General features: G+C 69.3%; 22 protein-coding genes and 1 pseudogene. 8 read left to right on the forward strand and 15 right to left on the reverse strand.

Annotated elements, in window-relative coordinates; genetic code table 11:
* Positions 1-39: 39 nt before the first annotated feature.
* Both QSK31_RS33940 and QSK31_RS33945 read right to left on the reverse strand, forming a co-directional pair.
* Entirely contained in the window at positions 40-1959 is a 1920-nt protein-coding gene (locus tag QSK31_RS33940; protein WP_285688690.1) for a putative bifunctional diguanylate cyclase/phosphodiesterase, read from the reverse strand.
* A 76-nt stretch (positions 1960-2035) separates the two neighbouring features.
* A complete protein-coding gene (locus tag QSK31_RS33945; protein ID WP_285688691.1) occupies positions 2036-2491 on the reverse strand; it encodes a MarR family winged helix-turn-helix transcriptional regulator in 456 nt (151 codons plus the stop codon).
* A 79-nt stretch (positions 2492-2570) separates the two neighbouring features.
* On the opposite strand from QSK31_RS33945, the gene QSK31_RS33950 reads away from it, so the two are divergent.
* A complete protein-coding gene (locus QSK31_RS33950) occupies positions 2571-3602 on the forward strand; it encodes an LLM class flavin-dependent oxidoreductase (protein ID WP_285688692.1) in 1032 nt (343 codons plus the stop codon).
* Positions 3603-3606: 4 nt separating this feature from the next.
* The gene (locus QSK31_RS33955) at positions 3607-4269 is read left to right on the forward strand and encodes an NADPH-dependent F420 reductase (RefSeq protein WP_285688693.1); all 663 of its coding nucleotides are present in this window, start codon (positions 3607-3609) and stop codon (positions 4267-4269) included.
* Between the two features lie 42 nt (positions 4270-4311).
* Here the strand turns inward: QSK31_RS33955 and QSK31_RS33960 are convergent, their stop codons facing one another.
* Complete coding sequence (locus tag QSK31_RS33960) at positions 4312-4680, reverse strand: VOC family protein (RefSeq protein WP_285688694.1); 369 nt, start codon at positions 4678-4680, stop codon at positions 4312-4314.
* A gap of 62 nt (positions 4681-4742) precedes the next feature.
* Here QSK31_RS33960 and QSK31_RS33965 point away from each other — a divergent pair, with 62 nt between their 5' ends.
* The 3 genes from QSK31_RS33965 to QSK31_RS33975 are packed head-to-tail and all read left to right on the forward strand — an operon-like array spanning position 4743 to position 6532.
* Positions 4743-5210 (forward strand): MarR family winged helix-turn-helix transcriptional regulator, encoded by a 468-nt coding sequence (locus QSK31_RS33965; RefSeq protein WP_285688695.1) that lies wholly within the window; start codon positions 4743-4745, stop codon positions 5208-5210.
* A 9-nt stretch (positions 5211-5219) separates the two neighbouring features.
* The gene (locus QSK31_RS33970) at positions 5220-5765 is read left to right on the forward strand and encodes a hypothetical protein (protein WP_285688696.1); all 546 of its coding nucleotides are present in this window, start codon (positions 5220-5222) and stop codon (positions 5763-5765) included.
* Between the two features lie 23 nt (positions 5766-5788).
* Positions 5789-6532 (forward strand): FadR/GntR family transcriptional regulator, encoded by a 744-nt coding sequence (locus QSK31_RS33975; RefSeq protein WP_285688697.1) that lies wholly within the window; start codon positions 5789-5791, stop codon positions 6530-6532.
* Here the strand turns inward: QSK31_RS33975 and QSK31_RS33980 are convergent.
* The 7 genes from QSK31_RS33980 to QSK31_RS34010 all read right to left on the reverse strand — a co-directional run bounded on the left by QSK31_RS33980 (position 6529) and on the right by QSK31_RS34010 (position 14161).
* Entirely contained in the window at positions 6529-7683 is a 1155-nt protein-coding gene (locus QSK31_RS33980; RefSeq protein ID WP_285688698.1) for a mandelate racemase/muconate lactonizing enzyme family protein, read from the reverse strand. The genes QSK31_RS33975 and QSK31_RS33980 overlap by 4 nt on opposite strands.
* A 27-nt stretch (positions 7684-7710) precedes the next feature.
* Complete coding sequence (locus tag QSK31_RS33985; RefSeq protein ID WP_285688699.1) at positions 7711-8610, reverse strand: carbohydrate ABC transporter permease; 900 nt, start codon at positions 8608-8610, stop codon at positions 7711-7713.
* A 3-nt stretch (positions 8611-8613) separates the two neighbouring features.
* Positions 8614-9537, reverse strand: coding sequence for a carbohydrate ABC transporter permease (locus QSK31_RS33990; protein WP_285688700.1), 924 nt, complete (start codon positions 9535-9537; stop codon positions 8614-8616).
* A gap of 5 nt (positions 9538-9542) precedes the next feature.
* Positions 9543-10919 carry an ABC transporter substrate-binding protein gene (locus QSK31_RS33995; protein ID WP_285688701.1) on the reverse strand — a complete coding sequence of 459 codons (1377 nt, stop codon included), beginning with the start codon at positions 10917-10919 and terminating at the stop codon, positions 9543-9545.
* 119 nt (positions 10920-11038) lie between these two features.
* Positions 11039-11872: a carbohydrate ABC transporter permease gene (locus QSK31_RS34000; protein ID WP_285688702.1), complete on the reverse strand. Its 834-nt coding sequence runs from the start codon at positions 11870-11872 to the stop codon at positions 11039-11041.
* A 2-nt stretch (positions 11873-11874) separates the two neighbouring features.
* Positions 11875-12813 carry a carbohydrate ABC transporter permease gene (locus QSK31_RS34005; protein ID WP_502873047.1) on the reverse strand — a complete coding sequence of 313 codons (939 nt, stop codon included), beginning with the start codon at positions 12811-12813 and terminating at the stop codon, positions 11875-11877.
* 58 nt (positions 12814-12871) lie between these two features.
* Positions 12872-14161: an ABC transporter substrate-binding protein gene (locus QSK31_RS34010; protein ID WP_285688704.1), complete on the reverse strand. Its 1290-nt coding sequence runs from the start codon at positions 14159-14161 to the stop codon at positions 12872-12874.
* A gap of 259 nt (positions 14162-14420) precedes the next feature.
* On the opposite strand from QSK31_RS34010, the gene QSK31_RS34015 reads away from it, so the two are divergent.
* Both QSK31_RS34015 and QSK31_RS34020 read left to right on the forward strand, forming a co-directional pair.
* Positions 14421-14750, forward strand: a complete 330-nt coding sequence (locus tag QSK31_RS34015; RefSeq protein WP_285688705.1) for a PadR family transcriptional regulator — start codon at positions 14421-14423, stop codon at positions 14748-14750.
* A complete protein-coding gene (locus QSK31_RS34020) occupies positions 14747-15727 on the forward strand; it encodes a hypothetical protein (protein ID WP_285688706.1) in 981 nt (326 codons plus the stop codon). The genes QSK31_RS34015 and QSK31_RS34020 overlap by 4 nt, the downstream gene beginning before the upstream one ends.
* A 73-nt stretch (positions 15728-15800) precedes the next feature.
* On the opposite strand, the gene QSK31_RS34025 is transcribed toward QSK31_RS34020, so the two are convergent.
* Positions 15801-17156, reverse strand: a complete 1356-nt coding sequence (locus tag QSK31_RS34025; protein WP_502873048.1) for an endo-1,4-beta-xylanase — start codon at positions 17154-17156, stop codon at positions 15801-15803.
* Positions 17157-17639: 483 nt separating this feature from the next.
* Between QSK31_RS34025 and QSK31_RS34030 the strand changes: the two genes are divergently transcribed.
* Entirely contained in the window at positions 17640-18452 is an 813-nt protein-coding gene (locus QSK31_RS34030; protein ID WP_352244527.1) for a ThuA domain-containing protein, read from the forward strand.
* A 50-nt stretch (positions 18453-18502) separates the two neighbouring features.
* Here the strand turns inward: QSK31_RS34030 and QSK31_RS34035 are convergent, their stop codons facing one another.
* The 4 genes and pseudogenes from QSK31_RS34035 to QSK31_RS34050 form a co-directional block, all read right to left on the reverse strand.
* A complete protein-coding gene (locus QSK31_RS34035; RefSeq protein ID WP_285688708.1) occupies positions 18503-20917 on the reverse strand; it encodes a glycoside hydrolase family 95 protein in 2415 nt (804 codons plus the stop codon).
* A gap of 33 nt (positions 20918-20950) precedes the next feature.
* On the reverse strand, positions 20951-23278 hold the full coding sequence (locus tag QSK31_RS34040) for a beta-L-arabinofuranosidase domain-containing protein (protein WP_285688710.1): 2328 nt from the start codon (positions 23276-23278) through the stop codon (positions 20951-20953).
* Between the two features lie 28 nt (positions 23279-23306).
* Positions 23307-24875: a glycoside hydrolase family 43 protein gene (locus QSK31_RS34045; RefSeq protein ID WP_285688711.1), complete on the reverse strand. Its 1569-nt coding sequence runs from the start codon at positions 24873-24875 to the stop codon at positions 23307-23309.
* Between the two features lie 2 nt (positions 24876-24877).
* Positions 24878-25735 (reverse strand): annotated as a pseudogene (locus QSK31_RS34050) (RICIN domain-containing protein); the annotation flags it as partial.
* Positions 25736-25747: the final 12 nt, after the last annotated feature.

Genomic DNA, 25747 nt, shown 5'->3' on the forward strand with positions numbered 1-25747 from the left:
CTTGCGAGTAGGTAACCATCGCCGACGATGGTAGCGGCCTCACGCTCCGCGGTCCATGACCAGGGGGGCCGCGCTCAGCCGGGTCACCTCGTCGGCGGGCATCGGCCGGGCGTAGTGATAGCCCTGAGCGATGTCGCAGCCGATCGTGGTGAGCGCGTCGGCCGTGGCGACGTCCTCGATGCCCTCCGCGACGACCGTCAGGCCCAGCTTGTGGCCGAGGGTCACGGCCGACTCGACCAGCGCCAGGCTGCCCGGGTCGGCGATCATGTCGCTGACGAAGGCCCGGTCGATCTTCAGCTCGTCCAGCGGGAGCGTCTTCAGATACGCCATCGAGGAGTACCCGGTGCCGTAGTCGTCGAGCGACGTCTTCACGCCGAGCTCCCGGATCCGGCGCAGCACGCGTACGGCGGTGTCCGGGTCGCTCATCACCGTGTACTCGGTGATCTCGATGCAGAGCAGGTGACCCGGAACCCCGGCGGACACCAGCTCGCCGGCCACCCGGTCGGGGAACCCCGGGTCGAGCAGCGTACGCGTCGAGATGTTGACCGAAACCGGAAGCGGACGTCCCGCGTCGAGCCACTCCCGGGCCTGGCGCAGCGCGGTCCGCAAGGCCCAGTAGGTGAACTCGTGGATCAGGCTGGTCGTCTCCAGGACGGGGACGAACTCGTTCGGCGACACGGCTCCCCGGGTCGGATGGGTCCAGCGGGCCAGGGCCTCGACCCCGGTCATGGCCGTGCCGCCCAGGGCGTACTTCGGCTGATAGTGCAGGGCCAGCTGGTCGCCGTGCTCCAAGGCGCGGCGCAGGTCGCCCAGCATGGTCAGCCGGGCGGCGTACCCCTGGATCTCGGCCGGGTCGAAGCGGCGGAAGCCGGACCGGTTCTGCTTGGCGTCGTGCAGGGCGAGGTCGGCGTGGACCAGCACCGCCGAGGGGTCCTGCTCGGGCTGGGCGACCGCCGAACCGATGCTGACCTCGAGGTCGACGCTGACGTCGCCGAGGGCGAACGGCGTCAGGAACAGCTCGTGCAAGCGGGTCGCCAGGGTCTCGTCGAGGCCGGGCACCGCGTCCGCGAGCAGGATCGCGAAGTCGTCCCCGCCGAGCCGGCTGACGATGTCCTCCTCGCGCACCGAGGCGGCGATGCGCCGGCCGGCCTCGATCAGCAGCAGGTCGCCGACCCGATGGCCGAACCGGTCGTTGACGTCGCGGAACCCGTCGAGGTTGACGGCCACCACAGTCGGGGACTCCTCCCGCCGATCCTGGGCGGCGCCGACCGCGGCGACGAACGCCGCGCGGTTGGGCAGCCCGGTCAGGGTGTCGGTGGCGGCCAGGTGATCGATCTGGCGCCGGTGCGCGCGTGCCGACAGGCCGTACAGCGTGAGCACGGCCAGGCCGAGCAGGAAGATGGCGACGGTGCCCCACAACAGGGTCCGGGAGTCGTTCTCCGCGGCCGTCCGGGCCTGCTGGTACTCGGTGGACTCGGCGGTGACGATGATCCGCAGGTTGGCCGCGATGGCGTCCTGGTTCAGCTCGATGTCCTCCTCGAGGGTGTCGTAGGCGGCGTCCAGGTCGTTGCGGGAGATCTGCGCGATGTAGGTCCGGATGATCGGCTCCAGATCGGCCTCCCGTCGCGCGATCACCTCGGCCGGCCCGCGGTGCTCGTCGGCGACCGTCGCGGCCAGCCGCTCGATCGACGTACGGGTCCGGTCGTGCAGGGTCAGCAGCTCGTCGCGCTCCGCCCCGTTGGGATCGTTCAGCACCGCCTGCACCATCTCCATCTCCCGCTGGGAGAGATAGATGGCCTCCTGGTAGGCGTCGATCTTGTCGGCGTCGGCGGTGAGCTGCCGCACGAGGGCCGATTGACGCCAGCTGCCCAGCACCGCCAAACCGGACAGCAGGGCCAGGATCAGGCCGAACGTGACGGCCATCGCCCGCGGCGAGCGCCTTGGTCGTTGTGACCGCATCGTGCCTCCACCGACCGAATCCGCTGCCGTTCCGGCACCTCGAACGATCGGCCGGATCGGGGCGGAACTGAGGCGTTCAGCCCAGGTGGCGGCGCAGGGCGGCGGCCACCTCGCCGGCCGCGGCGACCTGCTCGGGGGTGAGAGCGCTTACGAACAGCTCGCGGATGGCCCGCAGATGCGGTGCCGTCGCCGCGTGGAAGGCCTGGTCACCGGCCGGTTCCAGGACGATCTCGGAGCCCCGGCTGTCGGCCGTGCAGTGTTCGCGGCGGATCAGCCCGCGGCGTTCCATGCGGCCCAGGTGGTGGGAGAGGCGGCTGCGCTCCCAGCCGACGGCCGTGGCCAGGTCGGACGAGCGGTACCGTCGCTCGGGGGCCTCGGTGAGCGCCAGCAGCACGGTGTAGTCGCCCATGGAGAGCCCGGCGTCGTCCTGCAGGCGGGTCGCGACCGCCGTACGCAGCAACTCCGTCGCCTCGATGAACTCCCGCCACATGGCCAGCTCGTGGCGGGTGGGTAGCCGTCGCGTCCCGGGCATAAGCGTGCCTCCCTCGGTGTTTGACGTGTCAATTACATCATGTGATAGTTGATGTGTCATCTACTGGAAGGGCAGGACCATGAGCAACCTCGTGATGGGTCTCGACACGTTCGGCGACGTGCCGCTGGGCGACTCGGGCGAGCCCGTCTCGCAGGCCGCCGCCATCCGGCAGGTCATCGAGGAGGCGGTCCTCGCCGACCAGACCGGCGTCGACGGGATCGCGCTGGGCGAGCACCACCGCCCGGAGTACTCGATCTCCAGCCCGGAGACGGTGCTGGCCGGCATCGCCGCGCGTACCCAGCGAATCAAGCTGGCCTCGGGCGTGACCGTGCTGAGCTCCGACGACCCGGTGCGGGTCTTCCAGCGTTTCGCCACGGTCGACGCCATCTCGAACGGGCGGGCCGAGGCGATCCTCGGGCGAGGGTCGTTCACCGAGTCGTTCCCCCTTTTCGGGTACGACCTGAGCGACTACGACGTGCTCTTCGAGGAGAAACTCGACCTGTTCGTGAAGCTGCTCGACGAGAAGCCGGTCACCTGGAGCGGCACCACCCGCGCGGCGCTGGACGACATCGAGGTGTTCCCCAAGACCGAGTCCGGCCGGCTGACCACCTGGGTCGGCGTCGGCGGCTCCCCACAGTCGGTCGTGCGCACCGCCCAGCACGGGCTGCGGCTCATGCTGGCCATCATCGGCGGGCAGGCCGCGCGCTTCGCCCCGTACGTCGACCTCTACCAGCGGGCGACTGAGCAGCTCAACACGCAGGCCTTCCCGGTCGGCATGCACTCGCCGGGCTTCGTGGCGGACACCGACGAGCAGGCCAAGGAGATCTTCTGGCCGGCGTACAAGGAGCAGATGGACCGGATCGGCAAACTGCGCGGCTGGCCGCCGATGAGCCGCATCGCCTTCAACAACGAGGTCGCGGACGGCTCGCTCTACGTCGGCTCGCCGGAGACGGTGGCCCGCCGGATCGCCGCCTCGGTCAAGGCGCTGGACGTCGGCCGCTTCGACCTGATCTACACCGTCGGCCCGCAGCCGATCAGCGCCCGCACGCGCGCGGTCGAACTGTACGGCTCGAAGGTGATCCCGATGGTCCGCGACATCCTGGCGGGCTGACGCGATGGCCACCCTCGGCATCCTCGGCGCCGGCAAGGTCGGCACCGTCCTGGCCCGGCTCGCGGTCGCGGCCGGCTACGACGTGCTGATCGCCGGCTCCGGGGATCCACAGAAGATCGCGCTGATCGTCGAGGTCCTGGTGCCGGGCGCGAAGGCGGTCACCGGCGCCGAGGCGGCCGCGCGGGCCGACATCGTGGTGCTCGCGCTGCCGCTCGGCAAGCACCGACGCGTCCCGGTCGAGCAGCTGCGCGGCAAGCTGGTCGTGGACGCGATGAACTACTGGTGGGAGATCGACGGGATCCGCGAGGACCTCACCGACCCGCGTACGTCCTCCAGCGAGATCGTGCAGCGTTTCCTGCCGGAGTCGCGGGTCGTGAAGGCCTTCAACCACATGGGCTACCACGACCTGGAGGCGGGTGGGCCCGATCGCAAGGCGATCGCCCTGGCCGGCGACGACCCCGCGGACGTCGAGGTGGTTGCCGGGCTGATCTCCGCGTTCGGCTTCGACCCGGTGGTGGCCGGGCCTCTCTCCGAGGGCGTACGCCTGCAGCCCGGCACCGAGATCTTCGGCGCGAACACCGACGCCGGTGAGATTCGAGCCATGCTCGACCGCTTTCCTGAGTCGGAGGCCGGCCGCCGCGTCGCCGAGGCCCGCCGGACGACCTAGGTGGTGCGTCAAACCCGTCCAGGCGCGGGTTTGACACACCACCTAGCTCCGGTCGTGGAGCGTGACCTGGTAGCCGTCGGGATCGGCGAAGGTGAACGTCCGGCCGAAGGGCCCGTCGATCGGCGCCGAGACGATGGTGTGGCCATCGGCGACCAGGGCATCGTGAATGTCCTGGACGTCGGTGGCGTGGAGCCAGATCGCCGCACCGATGCCGGGCTGAACGACGGACGCGAGATCGGTGCCCGGAACGATGTCACGGAGAGCGAACGCGATCGGCTTGGTCTCGAAGACGACCGCGTGCGGAGGTCCCGCCGGAGAGCGGACGAGGCCGAGGTACCGCTCGTAGAACGCCTGCGACGCCTCGAGGTCGCGAGCCTGCAGGGAAATGAAGTCGGGGCCGGTGACGGGCATGATGCTCCTTCTGCTGTCATGTCAGTTTGCTGACATGCACCAAGCTATGTCAGAATCCTGACATGAGTCAAGACGACGCGGGCGTCGACCTCGAGACTTCACTCGGCTACCTGCTGAAAGAGGCCTCGAGCGCCCTCCGGGCGGCTATGGAGGCGGTGCTGCGGCCGCTGGGGATGACGGTGACGCACTACTCCTGCCTCGAACTGCTGGCGCAGCGCCCCGGTTTGTCGAACTCCGAGCTCGCGCGGGGCGCGTTCGTGACGAGGCAGTCGATGAACGTGCTGCTTCAGACCCTGGAACGAGACGGGTACGTGATCAGGCCGGCGCAGGCGCCCGTGGGAAAGGCTTTGCCGACGAGGCTCACGCCACGCGGCCGGCGAAGCCTGGCGAAGGCGTCTGCCGCGGTCCGATCCGTCGAGGTCAGAATGCTGGGCGGGATGACCGGGGCCGAGCAGGCGGCCGCGTACACCGTCCTGCGGAGCATGATCAGTTCGCTGAGGGATCCGGACGAGGGTCAGGACAGTCGTTAGGGTTTCCGCATGACGCAGAACTGGCGGCATCTGCCCGCGCCGGCCCGTCCGATCGCCGCCGCTGCCCTCGCCGGGGTGGCGGCGGCGCGCCACCGCGACTCCTCTGCGCTGACCGAGGCCGCCGCCGGGCTCGCGGCCCTCGACCCGGCGCAGGTGGGACTGATCCTCGGGACGGCCATCCGGGTCGTGCTGGAGGACACCCACCCCGACGGGGTGGACGGCGACGATGTGCGGACGGTGCTCCAGCGCTGCGCCCGGTCGGCGGCGGTGTGGCACCCCGAGGTGGACCCGCACGTGCTGCTGGTGCTGCTGGCCGGCGCGCTCGGCGTCTGGGAGGACGACGGCGAGCCGCTGCCGTCCCCGGAGTCTCAGGCCCGCCACGCGGCGCTGCTGCTGGCCGACCTGATCGGTGATGTACCCGGCCGTGTTTCTGGCGGCGTGCCCGGCGATCTTCCCGGCGATCTTTCCGGCGGCGACGAGGTCGCCGACAAGCGGGTGACGGCTTACCTGACGGCGGCGCTGGCCGAGATCGAGCGCGCCCAGCTCAACGACTGACCGCGGTGGCTAAGGTACCAGTCATGACGGCTCCATCCGACGCGTTCAAGCTGCCTCCGCGCCGTCGCGCCGAGCGTCTGAGTGTGGCCGTCGTGGCCGAGCTGGCCGAGCTGATCGTCACCGGGCAGCTTCTCGAGGGCGCGCTGCTGCCGCCGGAGGGGCCGCTCAGTGAGCACTTCGGGGTGAGCCGCACGGTGATCCGCGAGTCGGCCAAGCGGCTGGAGGAGAAGGGCCTGGTCATCGTCACCCAGGGACGGGGAACCCAGGTGGCGCGGTCCGGCTCGTGGAACATGCTGGACCCGGTGGTGATCTCCGCGCTCATCGACAACGACGAGTCGTCGGGTGTGCTCGACGAGCTGACCGTCGTCCGCGGGCACCTGGAGTCCGCCATGGCCGGGACGGTGGCGGCCGGTCGCACGCCGGAGGAACTCGTTCGCATCGAGCACGCGCTGGAAGTGATGCGCGAGATGCAACACGAGAGTGATTCCTTCCGCCAGGCGGATGTGGTCTTCCACCTCACGGTGATGGAGCTGTCCCGCAACCGCCTCGCGGAGAACATCGCCAAACGGTTGTATCTCCGCGCTCAGGAGAGCAGCAGGTTCCACGGAATCGGGTACGAGGACGCCTTCCGTTCCACCCTCGAGGAGCACGCCGCCGTCGTCGGTGCCATCTCCCGGCAGGACGTCGCCGCCGCGGAACAGGCGATGCGCGACCACATCATCGGTTCCTGGCAGCGGCGCCGGTTCCAGGCGCCACCCACGACCTAGAGACGCTCCCTCGGTGAGTCCGGTGTCAGGCGCAGGCCCGCCCGGCCGGGACGAACGTGTGGGCCCTCGACCGCGGCGGGCGGATCGGCGGCGCGGACGGCGCTGATGTGCTTCTCGTCGACCCGGATGCCGATACCCGGCTCGTCGCCGAGGACGATGCCGCCGTCCTCGTACTCCTGGTCCACGGCCAGGCCGATCGGGGGAGTCAGGCCCTGAACCTCGAAGGCCAGATGGTTGGGGACCGCCGCGGCGGCGTGGGCGAGCGGGTTGGCGTGATAGGCCACCGGGCTGACCGGCAGGTCATGGCCGTGTGCCAGGGCCGCCACCCGGAGGAAGTGGGTGATGCCCCAGACGTTGCCCACCTGGACGATGTCCACCGCGTCGGCGTCCAGCAGCGGCCGGTACTGTTCGAGGCCGGTGAGGTTCTCGCCGGTGGCGACCGCGGCGCGGATGCCGCGGCGCACCGAGGCGAGTCCGGCGGCGTCCCATCGGCGGACCGGCTCCTCGATCCAGGTCAGATCGACCGTGCGCTCGAGCGCGGTCACGTACCGCACCGCCTGCGACCGGTTCCAGGACTCGTTGGCATCGAACATGAGAGCGGGTCGCCTCGAGTTGCGCCCGAGGACATCGCGGATCGCCTCCAGCCGGCGCAGGTCGTGCTCGAGGTCCCGGCCACCTTTCAGCTTGCCCGCGGCGAAGCCCCGATCGGCGAACTCCGTGTACAGGGCCACGAGCGCATCGTCGTCGAGCGCCATGTCCAGACCGGAGGCATAGCCGGGCACGAACCGGTCCAGCGCGCCGAGCGTGCGCCACAGCGGTTCGGCCGCGGCCTTCGCCTTGAGGTCCCAGAGGGCCATGTCGATAGCGCCGATTGCGCCGAAGGTCGCCCCGGCGTGCCCGGTCTTGAAGACGCCCGCGAGCATCCGGTCGTAGAGCGCTGTCACGCCTCGGGGGTCCTGGCCCCGCACGACGGCGAAGACGCGGTCGATGTCGCCGTGCGGGCCGACGCCGACACCCTCGAGGCCGGTGTCGGTCTCGACGATCAGCACGTGCACGTCGGTGAGCGGCCGCGGCATCACCCCGTTGGCATCGCCGATCCGCCTGCCCCAGTCGTGCCCGGTGATGAGGCTGCGGTATCCGGTGATCTTCACTCTTGCTCCTCGGTGCGGGTGCGCGCCTCACTCCTTGGTGCCGCCGGCCGTCATGCCGGCCACCAGGAAACGCTGCGAGAAAAGGAAGACGATCAGCACGGGCAGCACCGAGATGACGGTGGCCAGCGCGAGCGTCGGCAGCTGGACGGACTCCGACCCGGCCGAGCTGGGGTTGAACGCCGGCGTCGACGCCAGCAACGAGGTGAGCCCGACCTGGATCGGGTATCCGTCACTGGACGGGAGCATCACGAAGGGCAGGAAGAAGTTGTTCCAGCTCTGCACGAAGCTGAAGAACGCCACCAGCGCCACGATCGGCGCGGCCAGCGGCAGAGCCACCCTGGTGAACACCTGGAGCTCGGTGCAGCCGTCGATGCGGGCGGCGGAGAGCAGGTCGCGCGGAATGCTCGTGGAGAAGTAGATGTAGGTGAGGTAGACGCCGAACGGGAAGAACGACATGGGCAGGATCACCGACAGGGGACTGCCGATCAGGCCCACCGAGTTCAGCTCCAGGAAGATCGGCAGAACCAGCGCGGTGTTCGGGATCAGCATCACGATCAGGGTGATGACCAGCAGCAGGCGCCGGAACCGGAACCGGGTGAGCGCCATGGCGTAGCCCGCCGGGATGCTGGCGATGACGGTGATGACCAGAGCGCCGGCCGCGTACAAGGCGGAGTTGCCCACCCACAGGGTGACCGCCCCGTCCTGGAACGCGAAGAGCTGCTCCCAGTTCCGGCCCAGATCGCCGAGGGTGCCGGGGGTGAACGGGCTGCCGACGGTCAGGCCGCGTGCGGACTTCGTCGTGGCCAGCAGCAGCCAGGCCATCGGGATGAGGAAGAACAGCACGAAGATCGCGACGACGGCCGTGCCGATCGCACGGCCGCTCCGGCCGGTGACACCGGCCGGTCGGCCGGCACGCGTTGTCGGCATGGCTCAGTCCTTCTCGAACAAGCCGCCGCGCAGCACGAACACGGCCGAGAGCGCGAGGGCGATGGCCAGCAGCAGCAACGAGATCGCGGCAGCGCCGTTGAAGTCGTTCTGCTGGAACGCGTACTGGTAGGCGAGCTGGTTGAGCGAGTAGTCGTTGGGCACGATCGCGTTGCTGGCCTGGGACAGCAGTTGTGGCTCGACGAACAGCTGGGTGCCGGCGGCGAGGGACATGATGCCCATGTAGGAGATCCACTTGCGCAGCAGCGGCAGCTGGATCCGCCAGGCGATCTGGATCCGGCCGGCGCCGTCCATGCGCGCCGCCTCGATCACGTCGGCGGAGATGTTGTTGAGCGCGCCGTACATGATCACGATCCAGCCGCCGGCGCCGGTCCAGAACGCGATGACGGCGAAGATCGGCGGCAGGTTCGCCGGCACGATGACCTCGACGAAGCTGTCGAAGCCGAGCAGGTGCAACAAACCACCGATCGGGCCGGCGGCCGGGTCGAGCACGAACAGCCAGAGCAGGACGCTGGACGCGCCGGCCAGCGCGCCGGGGAGGTAGAAGATCAGCCGCAGCGTACTGCTGACCCAGCGCACCGCGACGGCGTGCACGACGATGGCCAGCAGGGTGACCAGCACGACCAGCGCGACCAGCCAGATCGCCAGGTACAGCGCGACGTGACCGACGGCGGGCATGAACCGGAAGTCGCCGACGACCTTGGTGAAGTTGCCGACGCCCGCGAACCCGCCCTCGGCGTCGGTGAAGGCCAGATAGAGCGCGTACAGAGCGGGCAGGATGCCGAACGCCACGGTCAGCACCGCGTAGAGCGCGATGAAGGCGTAGCTCATCGGGTTTCGCGAGCGCTCGTCGCTCGCGCGGCCCGGCCGGCGGCGTGGCGTCGCCGCCGGCCGGAGCGCCGTGTCCACTGCTGTCACTTGACCGTGTAGCCGTTCACCTGGGCCTGGTTCTTGATCGCGGTCTCCCACTCGGGAAGCAGGTCGACCAGGCTCTTGCCGCCGGCGATCGCGGGGGTCATCGTCTTCGCCCAGATCGCCTCCTGGCTGAAGATCCCGGATCCCCAGCCGTCCCAGATCTCCGTGCCCGCCTTGACGACCGGCCGGAGGTCGGTGGCGTAGTAGCCGCTCGACTCCTGCTTCTTGATCCACTTGTCACCGGCCGCCGCGAAGGCCGGATAGCCCGGCGCGACGTTGACCTGGTAGTCGTCGGCGGTCGTGACGAACTCGGCGAACGTGGCCGCGGCCTTGAGGTTCTTGGAATGGCTGCTGATGAACCAGGTGCCGCCGCCCACGTTGCCGGTCACGGCGGTCTCGCCCTGCCACGCGGGCGGCGCCGCGACGCCGAGCTGGCCCTTGGGGACGTTCAGCGACTGAGGGTTGTTGAAGATGGCGCCCGCGTACCAGGCCGGACCGGGCATGAGGAGGACCTTGCCGGCGTACTTCTTGACGAACTCGGGCGTGAAGACGCTGATGTTGGGTGTGGTGCCGTTCTTGATCAGGGTGTCCAGCATCGTCGCGGCGCGCTTGCACTCGGTGCTGCCGGTGCTGACCGTGACCGATTTGGGTCCGGTGATTCCGTTGGCCTGGCACTTGCTGGCCCAGAAGTACACCTCCGGGGTCCAGGCGTCGCCCACCGTCCCGACGATGTAGCCCGGGTGCTCCCGCGCCACCTTCTCGCCGAGTGCCTGGTAGTCCTGCCAGGTCGCCGGAACGGCGTAGCCGAACCTGTCGAGCAGGGTCTTGTTGTACCAGAGCACCGCCTGGGCCAGGTCGTTACGCAGGCAGTACACCTTGCCCTCGACGGTGCAAGGGTTCAGCGAACCCGGGGTGAAGCCGTCGAGCGTGGCCTTCGGAACGAGACCGCCACCGAGTACGGCCGCGAACGCCTGCTTGCCGCCGGTCTTCTGGCTCGCCCAGGCCGCGTCGTTGTTCTGGGTCGAGAACACCACGTCGGGCCAGCCGCTGCCGGCCCGGTCGAACAGCTGCATCTTCGTCCGGAACGAGTTGGACCCGTTGGCGGACCCGTCGTAGCTGACCACCTTGACCGGCACGGCAGGGTTGGCCTTCTTGAAGGCCTCCACCGCGCCGGCACGATCGGCGTCCACCCAGACCGTGATCTCGGCCTTGTCGTCCTGAGCCACCTGCGGGAAGCCGTACGAACCGGACGGGTTGTCACCGGTGCCGCCACCACCGTTGCAGGCGGCCATGGTCAAGGCGACGGCCAGGATCCCGGCGCCACGCACGGCTCCGGATAGGCGGCGAGGCCGCCGCGAGATAGCTGTTTCACCCATGTCGGTGTCCTCTGTCGGGTCAACGTGCTGACGGGCCGTTCATCAACACGCAACGTAAGGGCATACGTATCATGTTTCAATAGGTAACACGTATGATGTTTCGACAGGGACTTGACGGGTCATCCTTTGACGGCGCCGGTGAGCCCGCCGACGATGCGACGTTCGAAGAGGCTGAAGAACACCAGGGCCGGGATCATCGACAACGATGTGAACGCGAGCACCTTCGCGGTGTCGACCGAGTACTGCGACGAGAAGGCCTGCACGCCCAGCGGCAGGGTGAACGACTCCTGGTTGTTCAGCACGAACAGCGGCAGCAGGTAGCTGTTCCAGCTGCCGATGAACGCGAGGATCGCGACGGTGATCAGGCCCGGCACCGACAGCGGCAGGACCATCCGCCAGAAGAAGCCCAGCCGGCTGCAGCCGTCGATGGCGGTGGCCTCCTCGATGTCCTTGGGGATCGCCCGCAGGAACGGCACCAGGATGATCACCGTCGTGGGCAGCCCGAAGGCGATCTGCGGGAGGATGATGCCGGGCAGGGTGTTCACCAGCCCGAGGTCCTTGATCAAGATGTAGAGCGGCGTGATGGCGACCGTCGCCGGGAACATCAGGCCGGCGGCGAACAGCGCGTACATCGCCCCGCGGCCCCGGAACGTGTACTGGGCCAGCACGAAACTGGCCATGACGCCGAGCGCGACGACCCCGGCGGTCGTGGCGACGGCCACGATCGTCGAGTTGCCGACCTGCCGCCAGAAGGTGTCGCTGCGCAGCACGTCGAGGTAGTTGCCGATCTGCCACGGGTCCGGCCAGCCGGCCGGGTCGACGGTGATCTGCGAGTTGGTCCGGAACCCGCCGACGATGATGTAGACGACCGGTCCGAGCATCACCCCGATCAGCAGCAGAGCGGCGAGATAGACGATCGGGCTGCCCCAGCGGTTCCCGGTTCTCGTTGCCATTCCTACCGCCCTCCGGTGAGCGCGCCCTCGGTGTCCCGGCGCAGGACGAAACGCTGGTACGCGAGCGCGACGGTCATCGAGATGATGAAGAGCACGACCGCCACCGCGTTGCCGTACCCGTAGTTGCCGGCGTTGCGGCCCTCGGTGACCATGTACGTCGCCATGGTGGAGGTGCCGGCCGTCGACGAGACGTACTGGCCCCAGATGATGTAGACGAGGTCGAACAGCTGGAGCGCGCCGATGATCGACAGGAAGGCCCAGATCCGGATCGTCGGCATCAGCAGCGGCAGGGTGATCCACCGCTGGGTCTGCCAGTACGAGGCGCCGTCCATCGCCGCCGCGTCGGACAGCTCCTCCGGGATGTTCTGCATCCCGGCCAGGAACAGGATGACCGCGAACCCGACGTACTTCCAGGTCAGGATCAGCCCCAGCGTCCAGATGGCGATGGCGCGGTTCGACAGCCAGTCCTGTTGCAGCGAGCCGAGACCGATCGACTGCAGGACGCCGTTGACGGCGCCGCTGGTCTGCAGCATGAGGCTGAAGGCGGTGCCGACGATGACCTCGGCGATGACGTACGGGACGAAGATGAGCACCCGGATGACCGACTGGCCGCGCATCCTCTGGTTGAGCAGCAGCGCGAAACCGATGGCGATCGGCCCCTGGAGCACGAGCGACAGCACGACGATCAGGCCGTTGTGCAACAGCGCCTCACGGAACGGCTTGTCCTGAAGGATCGTGACGTAGTTGTCGAGGCCGACGAAGTTGGTCGGTACCCCGAAACCCTTCCACCGGTAGAAGCCGTAGTACGCGGCCATCACCACGGGGAAGATCACGAAGGCGAGGAACATCAGGATCGCCGGGCCCGACAGCGCCGTGATCTCCAGGCGCTGGGCCCAGCCGATCCCGCGCCGGCGGGGCCGGAGCGGGGGCGACGTACGCACGCCGCCTCCGTCCCGTTCGCGGCTGCTGGATGCTCCCTCGGTCACAGCAGCGCTCACGTCAGCCCTTCTTGGCCGCGTCGTTGACGGCTTTGATGATCCCGGCGACGTCGCCCTTGCCGGCGAGCAGGTTGACCACACCGATGTTCAGCGCGTTGCCGACGTTCTGGCCGTAGACCGTGTCGAGCCACTGCGAGACGTACGGCGCCTTGTTGTAGGCCTCCAGGACCGCCTTCAGGTACGGCTCGGTGATGACCGCCTGCGCCTCCTTGTTGACCGGCAGCGAGTTGAAGGCCTTGTAGTAGGCCGTCTGCACGTCCTTGGTCACCAGGTAGTTCAGGAATTCGCCGCACTCCTTGGGCGCCTGGGCCGAGCACGAGAGGCCGTCCGCGCCGCCCATGATCGCGGCCGGGTCGCCCTGGCCGCCGGGCACCGACGGGAAGGGGAAGAAGCCCAGGTCGGGCAGCGGCTTGGTGTCCTTGGTGAGGCCGGCGATCACGCCCGGATCCCAGGCGCCCATGAGTTCCATGCTCGCCTTTCGGTTGGCGATCAGGCCGGCCGAGCTGCCCGCGCCCTGCTGCGCCGAGGTGGTCAGGAAGCCGTTGTTGAACGGCTGGGTCGCGGCGAACGCCTTGAGGTCCTCGCCGGCCTTCGTCCAGCACGGGTCCTCGAAGGTCTTGCTCTTGGCCGTGGCGTCGAGTGTGGCCTTGCTGCACGCGCGCAGGGCGAACCAGTAGTACCAGTGAGCGGCCGGCCAGGCGTCCTTGCCGCCGAGCGCGATCGGCGTGTTCTTCGCCTTGAGCTTGGTCACCGCCGCGTTGAGCTCGTCCAGGGTGGCCGGCGGCGTGGTGACCCCGGCCGCCTTGAACAGGTCCTGGCTGTACCAGAAGCCGCCGGGCAGGATCGAGGTCGGCACGGCGTACACCTTGCCGTCGATGGTGCCGGTCCCGAGGGCGGCGTCGCCCACGGCCGCCTTGGTCTCGGCGGTGAGGTCGTCGGTGAGGTCCTTGAGCTGGCCCGCCTCGACCATCGCGGCCATCTTGCCGCCGCCGCGCTGGAGGAACATGTCGGGCGCGGAGCCGGAGTTCAGCGCGGTCTGAAGCTTGCCGTCCAGGTCTTCGTTCTGGACGGTCTGGATCTTGATCGTGACGGTCGGGTGGGCCGTGTGGTAGTCGGCGGCCACCTTCTCCCAGAAGGCCTTGCCGGGACCGGTCGTGGCGTTCTCCCACAGTTGCATGGTGACGTTGCCGCCGGAGTCGGAGCCGTCGTCGTCGCCACCGCTGCAGGCGACCAGGCCGGCCGTGCTCAGAGCCAGTGCGGCCGCCAAGGCCAGGGATTTATGGGGTGCCATGAAGCTCACCTCTCGGGTTCCGAAAGTTTCGAAGTGTTTCCGGAATGTGAAGCCCAAGCTAGGAAGAGATACATAGACATGTCAAGGCATTCGTCTGACCGAACCTGCCGTGGAGATCAACAAATGGGGTCACCGGCGTCGACAGAGGATCGACGCGAAAGTCCCGGAAGTTGCGGCTCGCAGAAACCGACGATCGTGTGGAGCGTCGGCGCAATAGAACGTTTGACGTTATATTCAGTCTCGCGTACTGTCCCCGGCCGTGCATGAGACGAGCTTTCTCATCCTGAGTGCGTTGGCGGCCCGGCCGCTGCACGGCTACGGGATCATCCAGTCCGTCGTCGACCTGTCCGACGGCGAGGTCAAGCTGAGGCCGGGCACCCTCTACGGCGCCCTCGACCGGCTCGCCGATCAGGGCCTGATCGGCGTCGACCGGGAGGAGGCGGTGGACGGCCGGCTGCGCCGCTACTACCGGCTCAACGACGCCGGTGCGACCGCGCTCGCCGTTCAGGCCCAGCGTCTGCACCGGCGCGCGTCGGTCGCCGAACGCCTGCTGGACGGCCGGGCGGGTCTCGCGGGGGGTGCGGCATGAGGGCGTTGCTCCTCGCGTACCCGCTGCGCATGCGTCGCCGGCACGGCGCCGAGCTGATCGCCACGCTGACGGACCTTGCCGGCCCGTCGGGGCGGGTCGACCGCTCCGCCCGCCGGCAGTTCGTCCTCGATGGACTGCGCGAGAGGTTCCGGCTGCCCGCGGGCCGGCCCACCGCGGTCGTCGCGGCCGTGCTGGCGCTGATCGCCGGTGGTGCGCTGGGTGCGGCCGGTGGCGCCTTCGCGGCGACTTCCGGGTACGCGGATCTGCCCGCGCCGGCGGCGATGGCGCAGCGTTTGTCCGTGCCGGGCAGCACCCCGATCAGCAGGGGCGCGTCGGACCACTATCTGGGCATCAACGACACTTTGCCGGCCGGCGCCGATCCGGCCGCGGTGGCCGAACGAACCCGGCAGCGGCTGGTCGCCGACGGCTGGTCGGTCGAGCCCGTAACCATCGACGACGCCGCGCACTTCAAGGCGGAACGCGGCGGGATCGAGCTGAGCGTGTACGCCTACGGCGGTGAGATGCGGCTGCGACAGATTGCCGGGTGGCCGCTGCGGCCCGCCGGTTTCGGGTGGCTGCTTGGCGGCGGGCTGCTGCTCGGTCTGCTGACCGGCTGGCTGCTCGCGGCCTCGATGGCGCATCGCATCGTGGCGTCGGGCCGCCCGCGGGTGAACGCCGGGCTGGCGGTGGGCGGACTGGTCGCGTTGCTCGTGCCGGCCACGGCGTTCGCGGTGTCGCTGTGGTGGTACCTGATGAAGGCCGGCTCGACAGGCATGGGCGGCCTGCTGCGCCCGGACGTCTGGGGACTGTCCGGCGATGCCGCTCGCGGCCTGGGCCTGACCGGTCCGCCGGCTGTGGACCAGACCCATTGGCTGCTGACCTTCCTGGGCGTCGCCGCGCTGGCCACGGCGGGTGTCCTGACCCGGCGACAGCAGGACTGGGTGCGAGGCCGGGAAGCCGCCGGGCCGGGATCCTGACCGGGTCCACGGACCGGGTGCTGCGGTGTGGCGGCCGGTCGCGCCGCCACACCGCAGCGCGGTGCAACCGGGTTCAGCTCAGGCTGAATCGCTGGTTGGCCTGTCCGTTGCAGTCGTAGATCTGGACCTGCTGACCATTGCCGGTTCCCCAGACGTCCAGGCAGCGTCCGGACTGCACGCCGGTGATGGTGCCGTTGGAGTTGACGTTCCACTGCTGGTTCGCCTGACCGTTGCAGCTGTAGATCTGCACGGCCGAACCGTTGCCGGATCCGGCGGCGTCCAGGCACCTGCTGCCGTACACGGTCAGTTGCTTGCTCGAGGTGAGCGTCCACGTCTGGTTGCTCTGACCGTTGCAGTCGTAGAGCGTGACCCGGGTGCCGTTGTTCTGGGAGGAGCCCGGCACGTCGACACATCTGCCCGACTGAGCGCCGATGATCCGTGTCCCGCTCGGCGCGGGTGGGGTGGAGGGGTCATCGCTGGGGGACGGTCCCGGGCTCGCCGAGTTGAGCACGTTGAGCACCGAGGTGTAGGCCGCCTTCTTGTTGCCGCCACCGTCGAACAGCAGCGGGCTCTCGCCGGAGCGCCAGGAATCGCTGTCCCGCACGCCCCAGACGGTGATGCCGATGCAGCGCGCCACGTTGAGGCAGGCCTGGGTCAGCCCGGCGTACTGCGAGGTGGACGCGTTGGTGACGTCGACCTCGGTCAGCGCCACGTCGACGCCCAGGGCGGCGAAGCTGGACAGGGTGGTCTGGAAGTTGCCCGGCAGCGAGCTGCCGCCGGTGAAGTGGGTCTGCAGGCCCACACAGTCGATCGGCACGCCGCGGGACTTGAAGTCCCGGATCATGTTGTAGACGCCCTGCGTCTTGGCGTACGTCCAGTTCTCGATGTTGTAGTCGTTGTAGCAGAGCTTGACGTTCGGGTCGGCGCTGCGGGCGGTGCGGAACGCCACCTCGATCCAGTCGTTGCCGGTGCCCTGCAGGTTGGAGTTGCGGCGGCTGCCGTTCTCCTCGAAGGCCTCGTTGACGACGTCCCACGCGGCGAGCTTGCCCCGGTAGTGGCCCATCACGCCGTTGATGTGGTCGATCATGGCCTGGCGCAGGTTGCTGCCGCTGAGGCTCTGCATCCAGCCGGGCTGCTGCGCGTGCCAGGCGAGGGTGTGGCCGCGTACCTTCAGGCCGCGCTGGGTCGCCCAGTTGTAGATCTGGTCGCCGGAGTTGAAGTTGAACTGGCCGCGGTTGGGCTGTGTCGCGTCCGGCTTCATCTCGTTCTCGGCCGTGATCATGTTGAACTCGCGGCCGGCGATCGTGCTGTACGTCGAATCACTGAGCCGGTTCGCCGCGATGGCCGTGCCGAAGTACCGGCCGGACTGGGCGGCCGCGGCCCCCAGGGTGCTCGCCGCGGCGTTGGCGGCGGGCATCGCCAATCCCATGCCCGCTGCGGCGAGGACGACCGCGGCGACGCCGAGCAGTGGCCGGAAGGGTAAACGGGAGCTGATTGCCACGATGGCCTCCTTTCTCGGTTCCGGACCGGGCCACCCGCTTCACGCGGGCAGGGGCATCGAGCCACCGTGCGGGTGAAGGAGGTGTCGGTGGATTGCCCGACCTGAACCAGGGAACGATGAAGGTGAATGTGAGGTCATGCTAGGCAGCGCAACACCAGCGAAACAATACTTTCCGGAAAACATCCGGAAGTTGATCGTGACCCCGTGTGGCGCCGCGTCGATCGTTTACCTTCTCTAGCTGGCAATTTGCCTCTTCGGAAGCCTGATAACTTTTTTCACCCTCCATGCAAGTGGGGCGGAGTCGAAAGGTTTCAATCCGAAACTTCCGGAACTCGCTCTTTCTGATCGGGCACGGAAGTCATAGGCTTCGATGGCAGCCCTTTTCACAGGCACGGATGCCGAGGAGTGATCATGAGACGCTTGGTCAGATACCTGATGGCGGTCGTCGTGGCGATCGGGCTGGCCGGCTCGGCGGGGCCCGCGGCCGCGGCGGCGTCGGCGCAGCCCCGGTTCACCGCACTGGTCTTCTCGAAGACCGCGGCGTTCCGGCACGACTCGATCCCGGCCGGGGTGGCCGCGATCCGGCAGCTCGGCGCCGAGCACAACTTCACCGTCGACGCGACCGAGGACGCGTCGGCGTTCACCGACGCCAACCTCGCCCGGTACGACGTCGTGGTGTGGCTGAGCACCACCGGCGACGTGCTGAACGAGCAACAGCAGAATGCCTTCAAGCGCTACATCCGTTCCGGTGGCGGGTACGCGGGCATCCACGCCGCCTCGGACACCGAGTACGACTGGCCGTGGTACGGCCGGCTGGTCGGGGCGTACTTCCGTGACCACCCGGGCTCGGTCAACGCCCAGTTCCAGGTGGCGACGGTCAACGTCCTCGGCCGTGACACCCCCGCCACCCGGCCGCTGCCGCGCGATTGGGACCGGGAGGAGGAGTGGTACAACTTCCGCACCAACCCCCGGCACACCGTGCGCGTTCTTGCCGAGGTGGACGAGCGGACGTACGACCCGCGCGGCTACAGCGTCCCCGGCGGGTCGCCCGGCATGGGAGCCCACCACCCGGTCTCCTGGTGCCAGCCGTACGACGGAGGGCGTGCCTTCTACACCGCGATGGGCCACAAGAGCGAGTACTACTCCGATCCGCTGCTGCTGGCCCACCTCTACGGCGGCATCCGGATGGCGGCCGGCGTGACACCGTTCCACTGTGGTTCGTAGAACGGTGCCCGCTCACCGGGAAGCCGGCCGCCGGCGCTGCTGAGCTCACCTCATTGCCCTGTCGGTCCCGCCGCCGTCGCGGCGGAGGCACGGTAGGTGTGGCCGGCCACGCCGGTGAACTCGACCAGATCGGTCTCCGGGCGTGTCGGGTGGACAACCTCGTCGGCGGTGTCGTCGTGCAACTCGAACTCACCGGCGAAGACCCGGCTGCGGACCCGGACCGCGCCGGTGCGGTCGGGGGTGACGACCAGTTCGGTGCGGTCACCGCCCCACGTGGCGCCGACCGTGAATCCTCCGCTGCCGCGCAGACCCGCGACACTGCCGGCCGGCCAGGCCGGGGGCAGCGCGGGGAGCACGTGCAGCTCGCCGTTGTGGCTCTGCAGCAGCATCTCCGCGATGCCGGACGTGGCGCCGAAGTTGCCGTCGATCTGAAAGGGCGGGTGCAGGTCGAACATGTTCGGCGCGAGCCGGTCCGTGCGCACCAGGTCGCGGATGAGCTTGTGGGCGCGTGCGCCGTCCTCCAGCCGGGCCCAGTAGTTGATCTTCCACGCGAGTGACCATCCGGTCCCGTCGTCGCCGCGCAGCTCCAGCGTGCGGCGTGCGGCCTCGTACAGCTGCGGGGTGCCCCGCCTGGTGATCTGGTTGCTCGGGTGCAGGCCGTACAGGTGAGAGACGTGCCGATGGGTGCGCTCGGCCTCCACCCAGTCCGCGAGCCACTCCTGAATGTTGCCGCGGGAGCCGATCCGCATCGGTGCCAGCCTGTCCCTGGCCGACAGCACCCGGCTGCGGAAGGCCGCGTCGTCCCCCAGGATCTCGGAGGCCCGCGCGCAGCCGCTGAACAGGTCGTACAGGATCTGGTTGTCCATGGTCGGTCCGGCGCACACGCTGGCGTCCGGGTGGTGGGCCAGCTCCGGGGAATTCGACGGGTTGGTGACCAGGTATCCGAGCGAGGGATGGGTGACCAGGGCGTCGAGGAAGAACTGCGCCGCGCCCCGCATCGCCGGGAAGTGGCCGCGGAGGAACCCGAGGTCGCCGGTGAACCGGTAGTGGCTCCAGATCAGCGTGGCCAGCCACGCGCCGCCGGTCTGCCACATCCCCCAGAACGCGCCGTCGACGACCGACGTGCCCCGCCACGCGTCGGTGTTGTGGTGCGTGACCCAGCCGCCCGCGCCGTACTGCGCACGGGCGGTGCGGGCACCGGTGACCGTCAGATCCTCGATCAGGTCGAAGACCGGCAGGAGACATTCGGAGAGGTTCGTGGTGTCGGCCGGCCAGTAGTTCATGGGCAGGTTCGCGTTGACGGTGTATTTCGAGTCCCAGGCCGGCGCCATCTCCTCGTTCCAGATGCCCTGCAGGGTGGCCGGCTGCGTGCCCGGCCGCGAGGAGGAGATCAGCAGATAGCGGCCGTACTGGAAGAGCAGGGCGGAGAACTGCGGGTCGTCGACCCCGGCGTGCTGGGCGATCCTGGTGTCGGTGGTCTGATCGGCGGCCGCGGTGCGCCCCAGGTCGATCGTCACCCGGTTGAACAGCCTCTGGTAGTCGCTCAGGTGCCGGGAGCGCAGCCGCCGGAAACCGGCGCCGCGGGCGGCGGTGAGGTGCTTTCTCGCGATGCTCTGGTAGTCGCCGCCGACGTTGCGGTAGTCGACGTAGCTGGAGCCGATCGACACCAGGAGGGTCACGCTCGTGGCGCCGGCCACCCGGAGCGTGCCCCCGGAACTGGTGGCCGTGCCGCCGGTGACGCTGACACCGGCCAGGGCGAGGAACCGGACCGAGCCGGCGATTCCCTCCATGCTGCCGGAGATGCCGTCGAGGGCGATGGTCGCCTGGTCCGGACTGCTCACGGTCGTGCGTTGCGGGCTGTCGAACGTGGCGGTGAAACTGATCGCGTTCACCCGGTCCGCGGTCAGGCGGACGACGATGACCTGGTCGGGCGCGCTGGCGAACGTCTCCCGGTGATAGCGCACGCCGTCGAGCACGTAGGTCGTGGCGGCCGTGGCGGTGGTGAGATCGAGCGTCCGCTCGTACCGCTGGGCGCCGGCGCTGCCGAAGGCGAGCCGCAGGTTCCCGACGGGCTGGTAGGCGAGCTGCCCGGCGGGACTGCCGAGCATCGTCTGGTTGATCAGGTCCTGCGCCTGGGTCCACCGGTCGGCGAAGACGTGCCGCCGGATCTCCGGCAGTGCCGCCGCGCCGCGGGGGTTCGCGGAGTCGTACGGGCCGCCGGCCCAGACGGTGTCCTCGTTGAGCTGCAGCCGCTCGGTGTCGACGTTGCCGAAGACCATGGCGCCGAGACGTCCGTTGCCGATCGGCAACGCCCGCAGCCATTCCGAACCCGCGGGCTCGTCGTAGCGCAGGGCCAGGTCGCCGGCGGCCGGCGCCCGCGGCGGAGGTGACGCCGGCGGTAGCAGCACGGCGCCGGCGCCGGCGGCCCCCGCGGCGAGGAATCTTCGTCGGGTCACCTCTGTCATGTCACTCCTGTCGGGTGGGTCGTGTCGAGGGCTTCAGCCGAGTTCGACCAGGCGCCAGACGTTGTCCGCGGTGCCGTTGTCGGCGTCCTGGACGACCTGGGTGCCCCAGACGCCGGAGCCGTTCAGGACGGCCAGCAGTTTCCCGCTGTTGACGTTGCGGATCTTGTGGGTGCCGTTGCCGAGGTCGACCAGGGTCCAGCGGTGGTCGGCGGTGCCGGTGTCCGACCATTGCAGGACCCGGGCGTTGTCGGCGGCCGACATGTTCTCGACGCCGAGAACCTTGCCGCTGTTCACGTTGCGGAATCGCACGGCGTCGCCGTCGGTGATCCGGACCCAGCGGTGGTCGGCGGTCCCGGTGTCGCCCCACACGACGGCGAGGCCGCCGTCACCGGTCGACATGTCCTGGACGCCGAGCACCAGGCCGGTGCCGGCGTTGACCAGCTTGTAGGTCCCGCTGCCGCCGGTGCCGGTGTTCCAGTAGACGGTGTAGTTGAAGCCGTGGGCGTCGTGGAAGGGCCCGATCGGGACGGTCGCGCCGTTGGCCGTCGCCGTGAAGGCCAGGCTCGAGGTGCTGGTCCGGGTGATGGACGAGACGGTCAGCGCCGGTGGCGAGGCCAGCGCGGTGCTGCCGTAGTCGCCGCAGAGCACGGCCGGTCCGTAGGTGATCGCCTGGACGTTCGCGTTGTCGTTGGCCGCCCGCATGACGATCCTCATCGGCAGGGTGACGGTCACGGTGTCCCCGGCGGCCCAGGTGCGGGTGATGGTCGCATAGCTGCCCGGCGCCGCCGTGACGGTCTGGGCGGCGCCGTTGACGGTGATGACCGGGTTCTGCGTCCAGGCCGGGATCCGGACCCGGATGCTCCAGGCGCCGCTCATGGTCCCGGCCAGGGTCAGGGTGGTGGTGTCGCCGACCGGCAGGTTCGTGGACTGGGTGACGGTGATGCCGCGCTGCGACCAGTTCAGCGTCGAGGGTACGAACAGGTTCACGGTCAGCGTGGTGCCGGCGGAGAAGTAGATCGAGTCCATCAGGTTGGTGTTGACCTCGATGCCGGTCCCCTGGCAGCACCAGAACGAGCTGTAGTCGGTCGAGTAGGTGCCGCCGCCCCAGGCCGGGCCGACCCCGCGGCGGCCGCCGGGCCGCAGCGGGGTGAAGTAGGTGACGCCGCCGTGGCTGTCGGCCGGGTTCTGCGCGCCGACCAGGTGGTTGAGCAGCGTCCGCTCGTAGAAGTCGAGGTAGCCGGCGTTGTCCGGATCGAGCAGCCACAGTTCGCGGGTCAGTTTCAGCATGTTGTACGAGTTACAGTGCTCGCAGGTGTCGTTGCTCAGGTAGCCGGCGATCGCGTTGGGGGCGCGGAAGTGCTCGGCCTGGCTGTTGCCACCGATCACATAGGTGTGCGCGCGGGTGGTGATGTTCCAGGCGTTGGTGGCGATGTCGCGGTACCGGGTGGTGCCGGTCGCCTTGTACTCGCGGGCGGCGCCGATCCACTTGGGCACCTGGGTGTTGGCGTGCAGCCCGTTCAGCTGGTCGGAGCCCGCGGCCAGCGGGTCGAACACGGCCGCGTGGTCGAAGCGTCGCGCGGCGGTCAGCCACCGCGTGTCACCGGTCTGCTGGTAGATGTCGGCGAGCACCTCGTTCATGCCGCCGAACTCGGTGCCCAGCATCGCCTGCATCTGGCTCGAGCTCAGCCGCGCGGTGCGGGTGTCGACCCAGCCGGCCAGCGCGAGCAGTACGGTGCGCGCCTGGTCGTTGCCGTTGAGGCGCCAGACATCGAGCAGGCCGGCCAGGGTCTTGTGGACGCAGTAGTACGGCACGTTGCCGTTCGACAGGGTGCGCGCCTCGAGCGCGGTGAAGTCCGACTCCGGGAACCCCGACAGGTACCCGGCGGCGAACCCCGCGGCCGCGTTGTTCGCCTGGCACCGGGCAAGTCCGGCGACCATGGCGGCGGCCTTGTCCCGGCACGTCGTGTCGCCGAGCACCGCGTAGGCCTGCGCCCAGGCGGTCAGGAAGTGCCCCTGCACGTGGGAGCGGAACGGGAACGTCGGCGCGTCCCAGCCCCCGTTGGCCGCCGCGCCGTTGGTCGAGAGCCGGTGGTTGGCCCGGAAGACGTACAGCAGCCGGTCGACGTCGACGAACCTCAGGTAGCTCAACGTCCGGTTCTGGTTGTCCAGGAACCGGCCCGCGGTCAGCCGCACCTGGCCGGGCTCGAAGGGGAACGCGGCAGCGCCGATGTCCGGACGGACCGGCGGCACGACCGCGGCGGCGGCGGCCCGCGCGGCCGGCGCACCGGCGGCGCTGACCAGGGCCGCGGCGCCGGTGGCCTGGAGGAGACGACGACGGCTGAGGGGGCTCGATCTGTTCATGGCGCGGTTCTCCTAGCGTACGGGCGGATCACGGCGTACCGACGGTGAACTGACCGACCCGGACGCTGCCGCCCAAGGCCCGCGTGGCGTGGTTGAACAAGCCGAACCGGTAACCCATGAAGAACCGCCAGTCGTTGGTGAGGGTGAAGGCCGGTCCCAGGCGGGTGAAGCTTGTGCCGTCGGTGCTGTAGGAGAAGGTGGCGGTGCGTCCCGAGCCGGGCCGGATGTCGGCGCTGACCCGCAACCAGATCCGCCCGCCGCCGGCCGGGGCGCTCGCCCTCTCCGTGCCCGTGCCGGTGGTGGTCCATCCGCTGGTGGACATGCCGAGCCCGTCGGTCATCGAGACCCGGGTGACGCCGTTGTCCTTGCGGATGCCGATCCACGCCGAGGAGTCGCGCAGCATGGCGAGGCCGGCCCGGTCACCGTCGGCCATCGACGAGTAGTCGAGTTGCACGGTCGCCGTGGACGACGGGCCCTGGATGCGCCGGGTCAGGGTGTTGCGGGCGTTGTAGAGGTCGTTGGTGACGGTCGCGGTCGACAGGGTCAGCCCGTTGTTCACGCTGAACCTGGTCGTGTCGGGGTTGTGGTTCCACTCGTACTGCGGGCCGAGCGTGCTGCCGGCGAACGAGTCGGTGCCGACCATCGGCGTCACCGGATGCCACGGCAGGTCCGGCCGGGGATAGCTGGCGCCCCAGCGCCCGTTGACGGTCTGCAGCACGGGCCATCCGTCGTTGCTCCAGGTGATCGGGGCGAGGGTGGGCATGCGCCCGCCCGGGTAGGCGTCGGTGAACGCCATGTACCACCAGTCGCCGTTCTGGGTCTGCACGAGTCCGCCCTGGTGCGGGACGCCACCCCCGGAGATCGGTCCGGGCAGGTTCAACAGCACCTGCCGTTGCTCGTACGGACCCCAGGGGCTGGCCGAGCGCAGCACGTACTGGCCGTTGGCCGGGCGGGTCAGCCAGATGTAGTAGTAGCCGCCGCGCTTGTACATGCGCGCGCCCTCGAGGGTGCCGATGCTCGACGGCGTCTGATAGACCGTCTGCGAGCGCACCTCCGCGGTCAGATCGGATGACAGCTGGGCGACGCTGATGGTGCCGTTGCCGTACGCGACATAGGGGGTGTCGTTGTCGAACAGCAGCCCGGCGTCGTAGTAACACTTGTTGATCCGAGCCTTCCTGCTCCAGCCGCTGCCGGCCGAGGCGGAGGTGTAGACGTAGGTGCGGTTGAACTCGGTGCAGCCCAGCCAGTAGTAGGTGCTGGTGGCGGGCCGGTAGTTGAACGCCGACGCCCAGATGCCTTTGACGTACGCCCGCCCGCCGTTCAGGTCGTAGGCGGTGGAGTCGAAGTCGAGCCGGGGTACGGAGTGCCCGGCGTACTCCCAGTTGACGAGGTCGTAGGAGCGCAGGACCGGCGCGCCGGGCGAGTAGTGCATGGTCGACGCCGAGTAGTAGTAGACGTCCCCGACCCGGATGATGTCGCCGTCGGCGAAGTCCTGCCACACCACCGGATTGTCGAAGGTGGACGGTGCGTCGGCCGGGACGGCGACACCCGCGCCGCTGAGAAGCAGGGCGAGGCCCGCCGCGATCCAGGGCTTCACCGGGACCACCTCTGATTGGCGCCGCCGTTGCAGTCCCAGATGACCGGCTGGGTGCCGTTGGCCGTGGCGCCGTCCGGCACGTCCAGGCCGCGTCCGGAGGCGGCGCTGACCAAGTCCGTTCCGCTCGGCGGCGGGGTGGTGCCGCCGCCGCTCACCCGGTAGACGACGGTGCCGTGCCCCGGCACGCTCGCGGAGATCGCGCCGGTGCTGCTGCTGGTGGCGCCGGTCCACGCCTCGCGCAGGGTGAAGGAGTTGCCGCTCTTGCCCACCGCGGCCGCCGTGGTCGAGACCGTGGTGGTGCCGCTGCCCTGGTCGAACAGGGCCACCGCCACGTCGCCGTCGGCGAGCCGTTCGGCCAGAACGCGGCGGGTGCCGTCGTTCGAGACCTGGGTCGCCTGCTGCCCGAGGCCGTCCTGGTTGACCGCGATCAGGTCCTGGTTCTTCAGGATGGTCTGGGTGGCGGTGTTCATCGACCGGATGTCGTTGCCCGCGATCAGCGGTGCGGCGAGCATCGCCCAGAGCGCGAAGTGGCTGCGCATCTCGGTGTCGGTCATGCCGCCACGGCCGACCTCCATCATGTCCGGGTCGTTGAACCCGCCGGGTGCGGCGTAGCCGGCCAGCGGCACCGTCACGTTGACGATGTGCCGGATACCCAGACAGTCCACACCCCAGGCGGCGAACTGCCGGGCGTCCTGGGTCTCGTTGATGTCGCAGCCGAAGGTGTTCCAGCTGTTCCAACCCATCGATGGCGTACGGGCGACGCCGTTGTCGAGGGCCTGCGCGGCGGGGGTGCCGAGAACCGCGGTGACGCTCGAGAACAGCAGCACCCCCGCCGCGACGATGGCTTTCCGGCGCTTCATGGTCACCTCCTG

Origin of the sequence: Actinoplanes sp. NBRC 103695 (assembly GCF_030269485.1) — a bacterium.
Classification (GTDB): domain Bacteria; phylum Actinomycetota; class Actinomycetes; order Mycobacteriales; family Micromonosporaceae; genus Actinoplanes.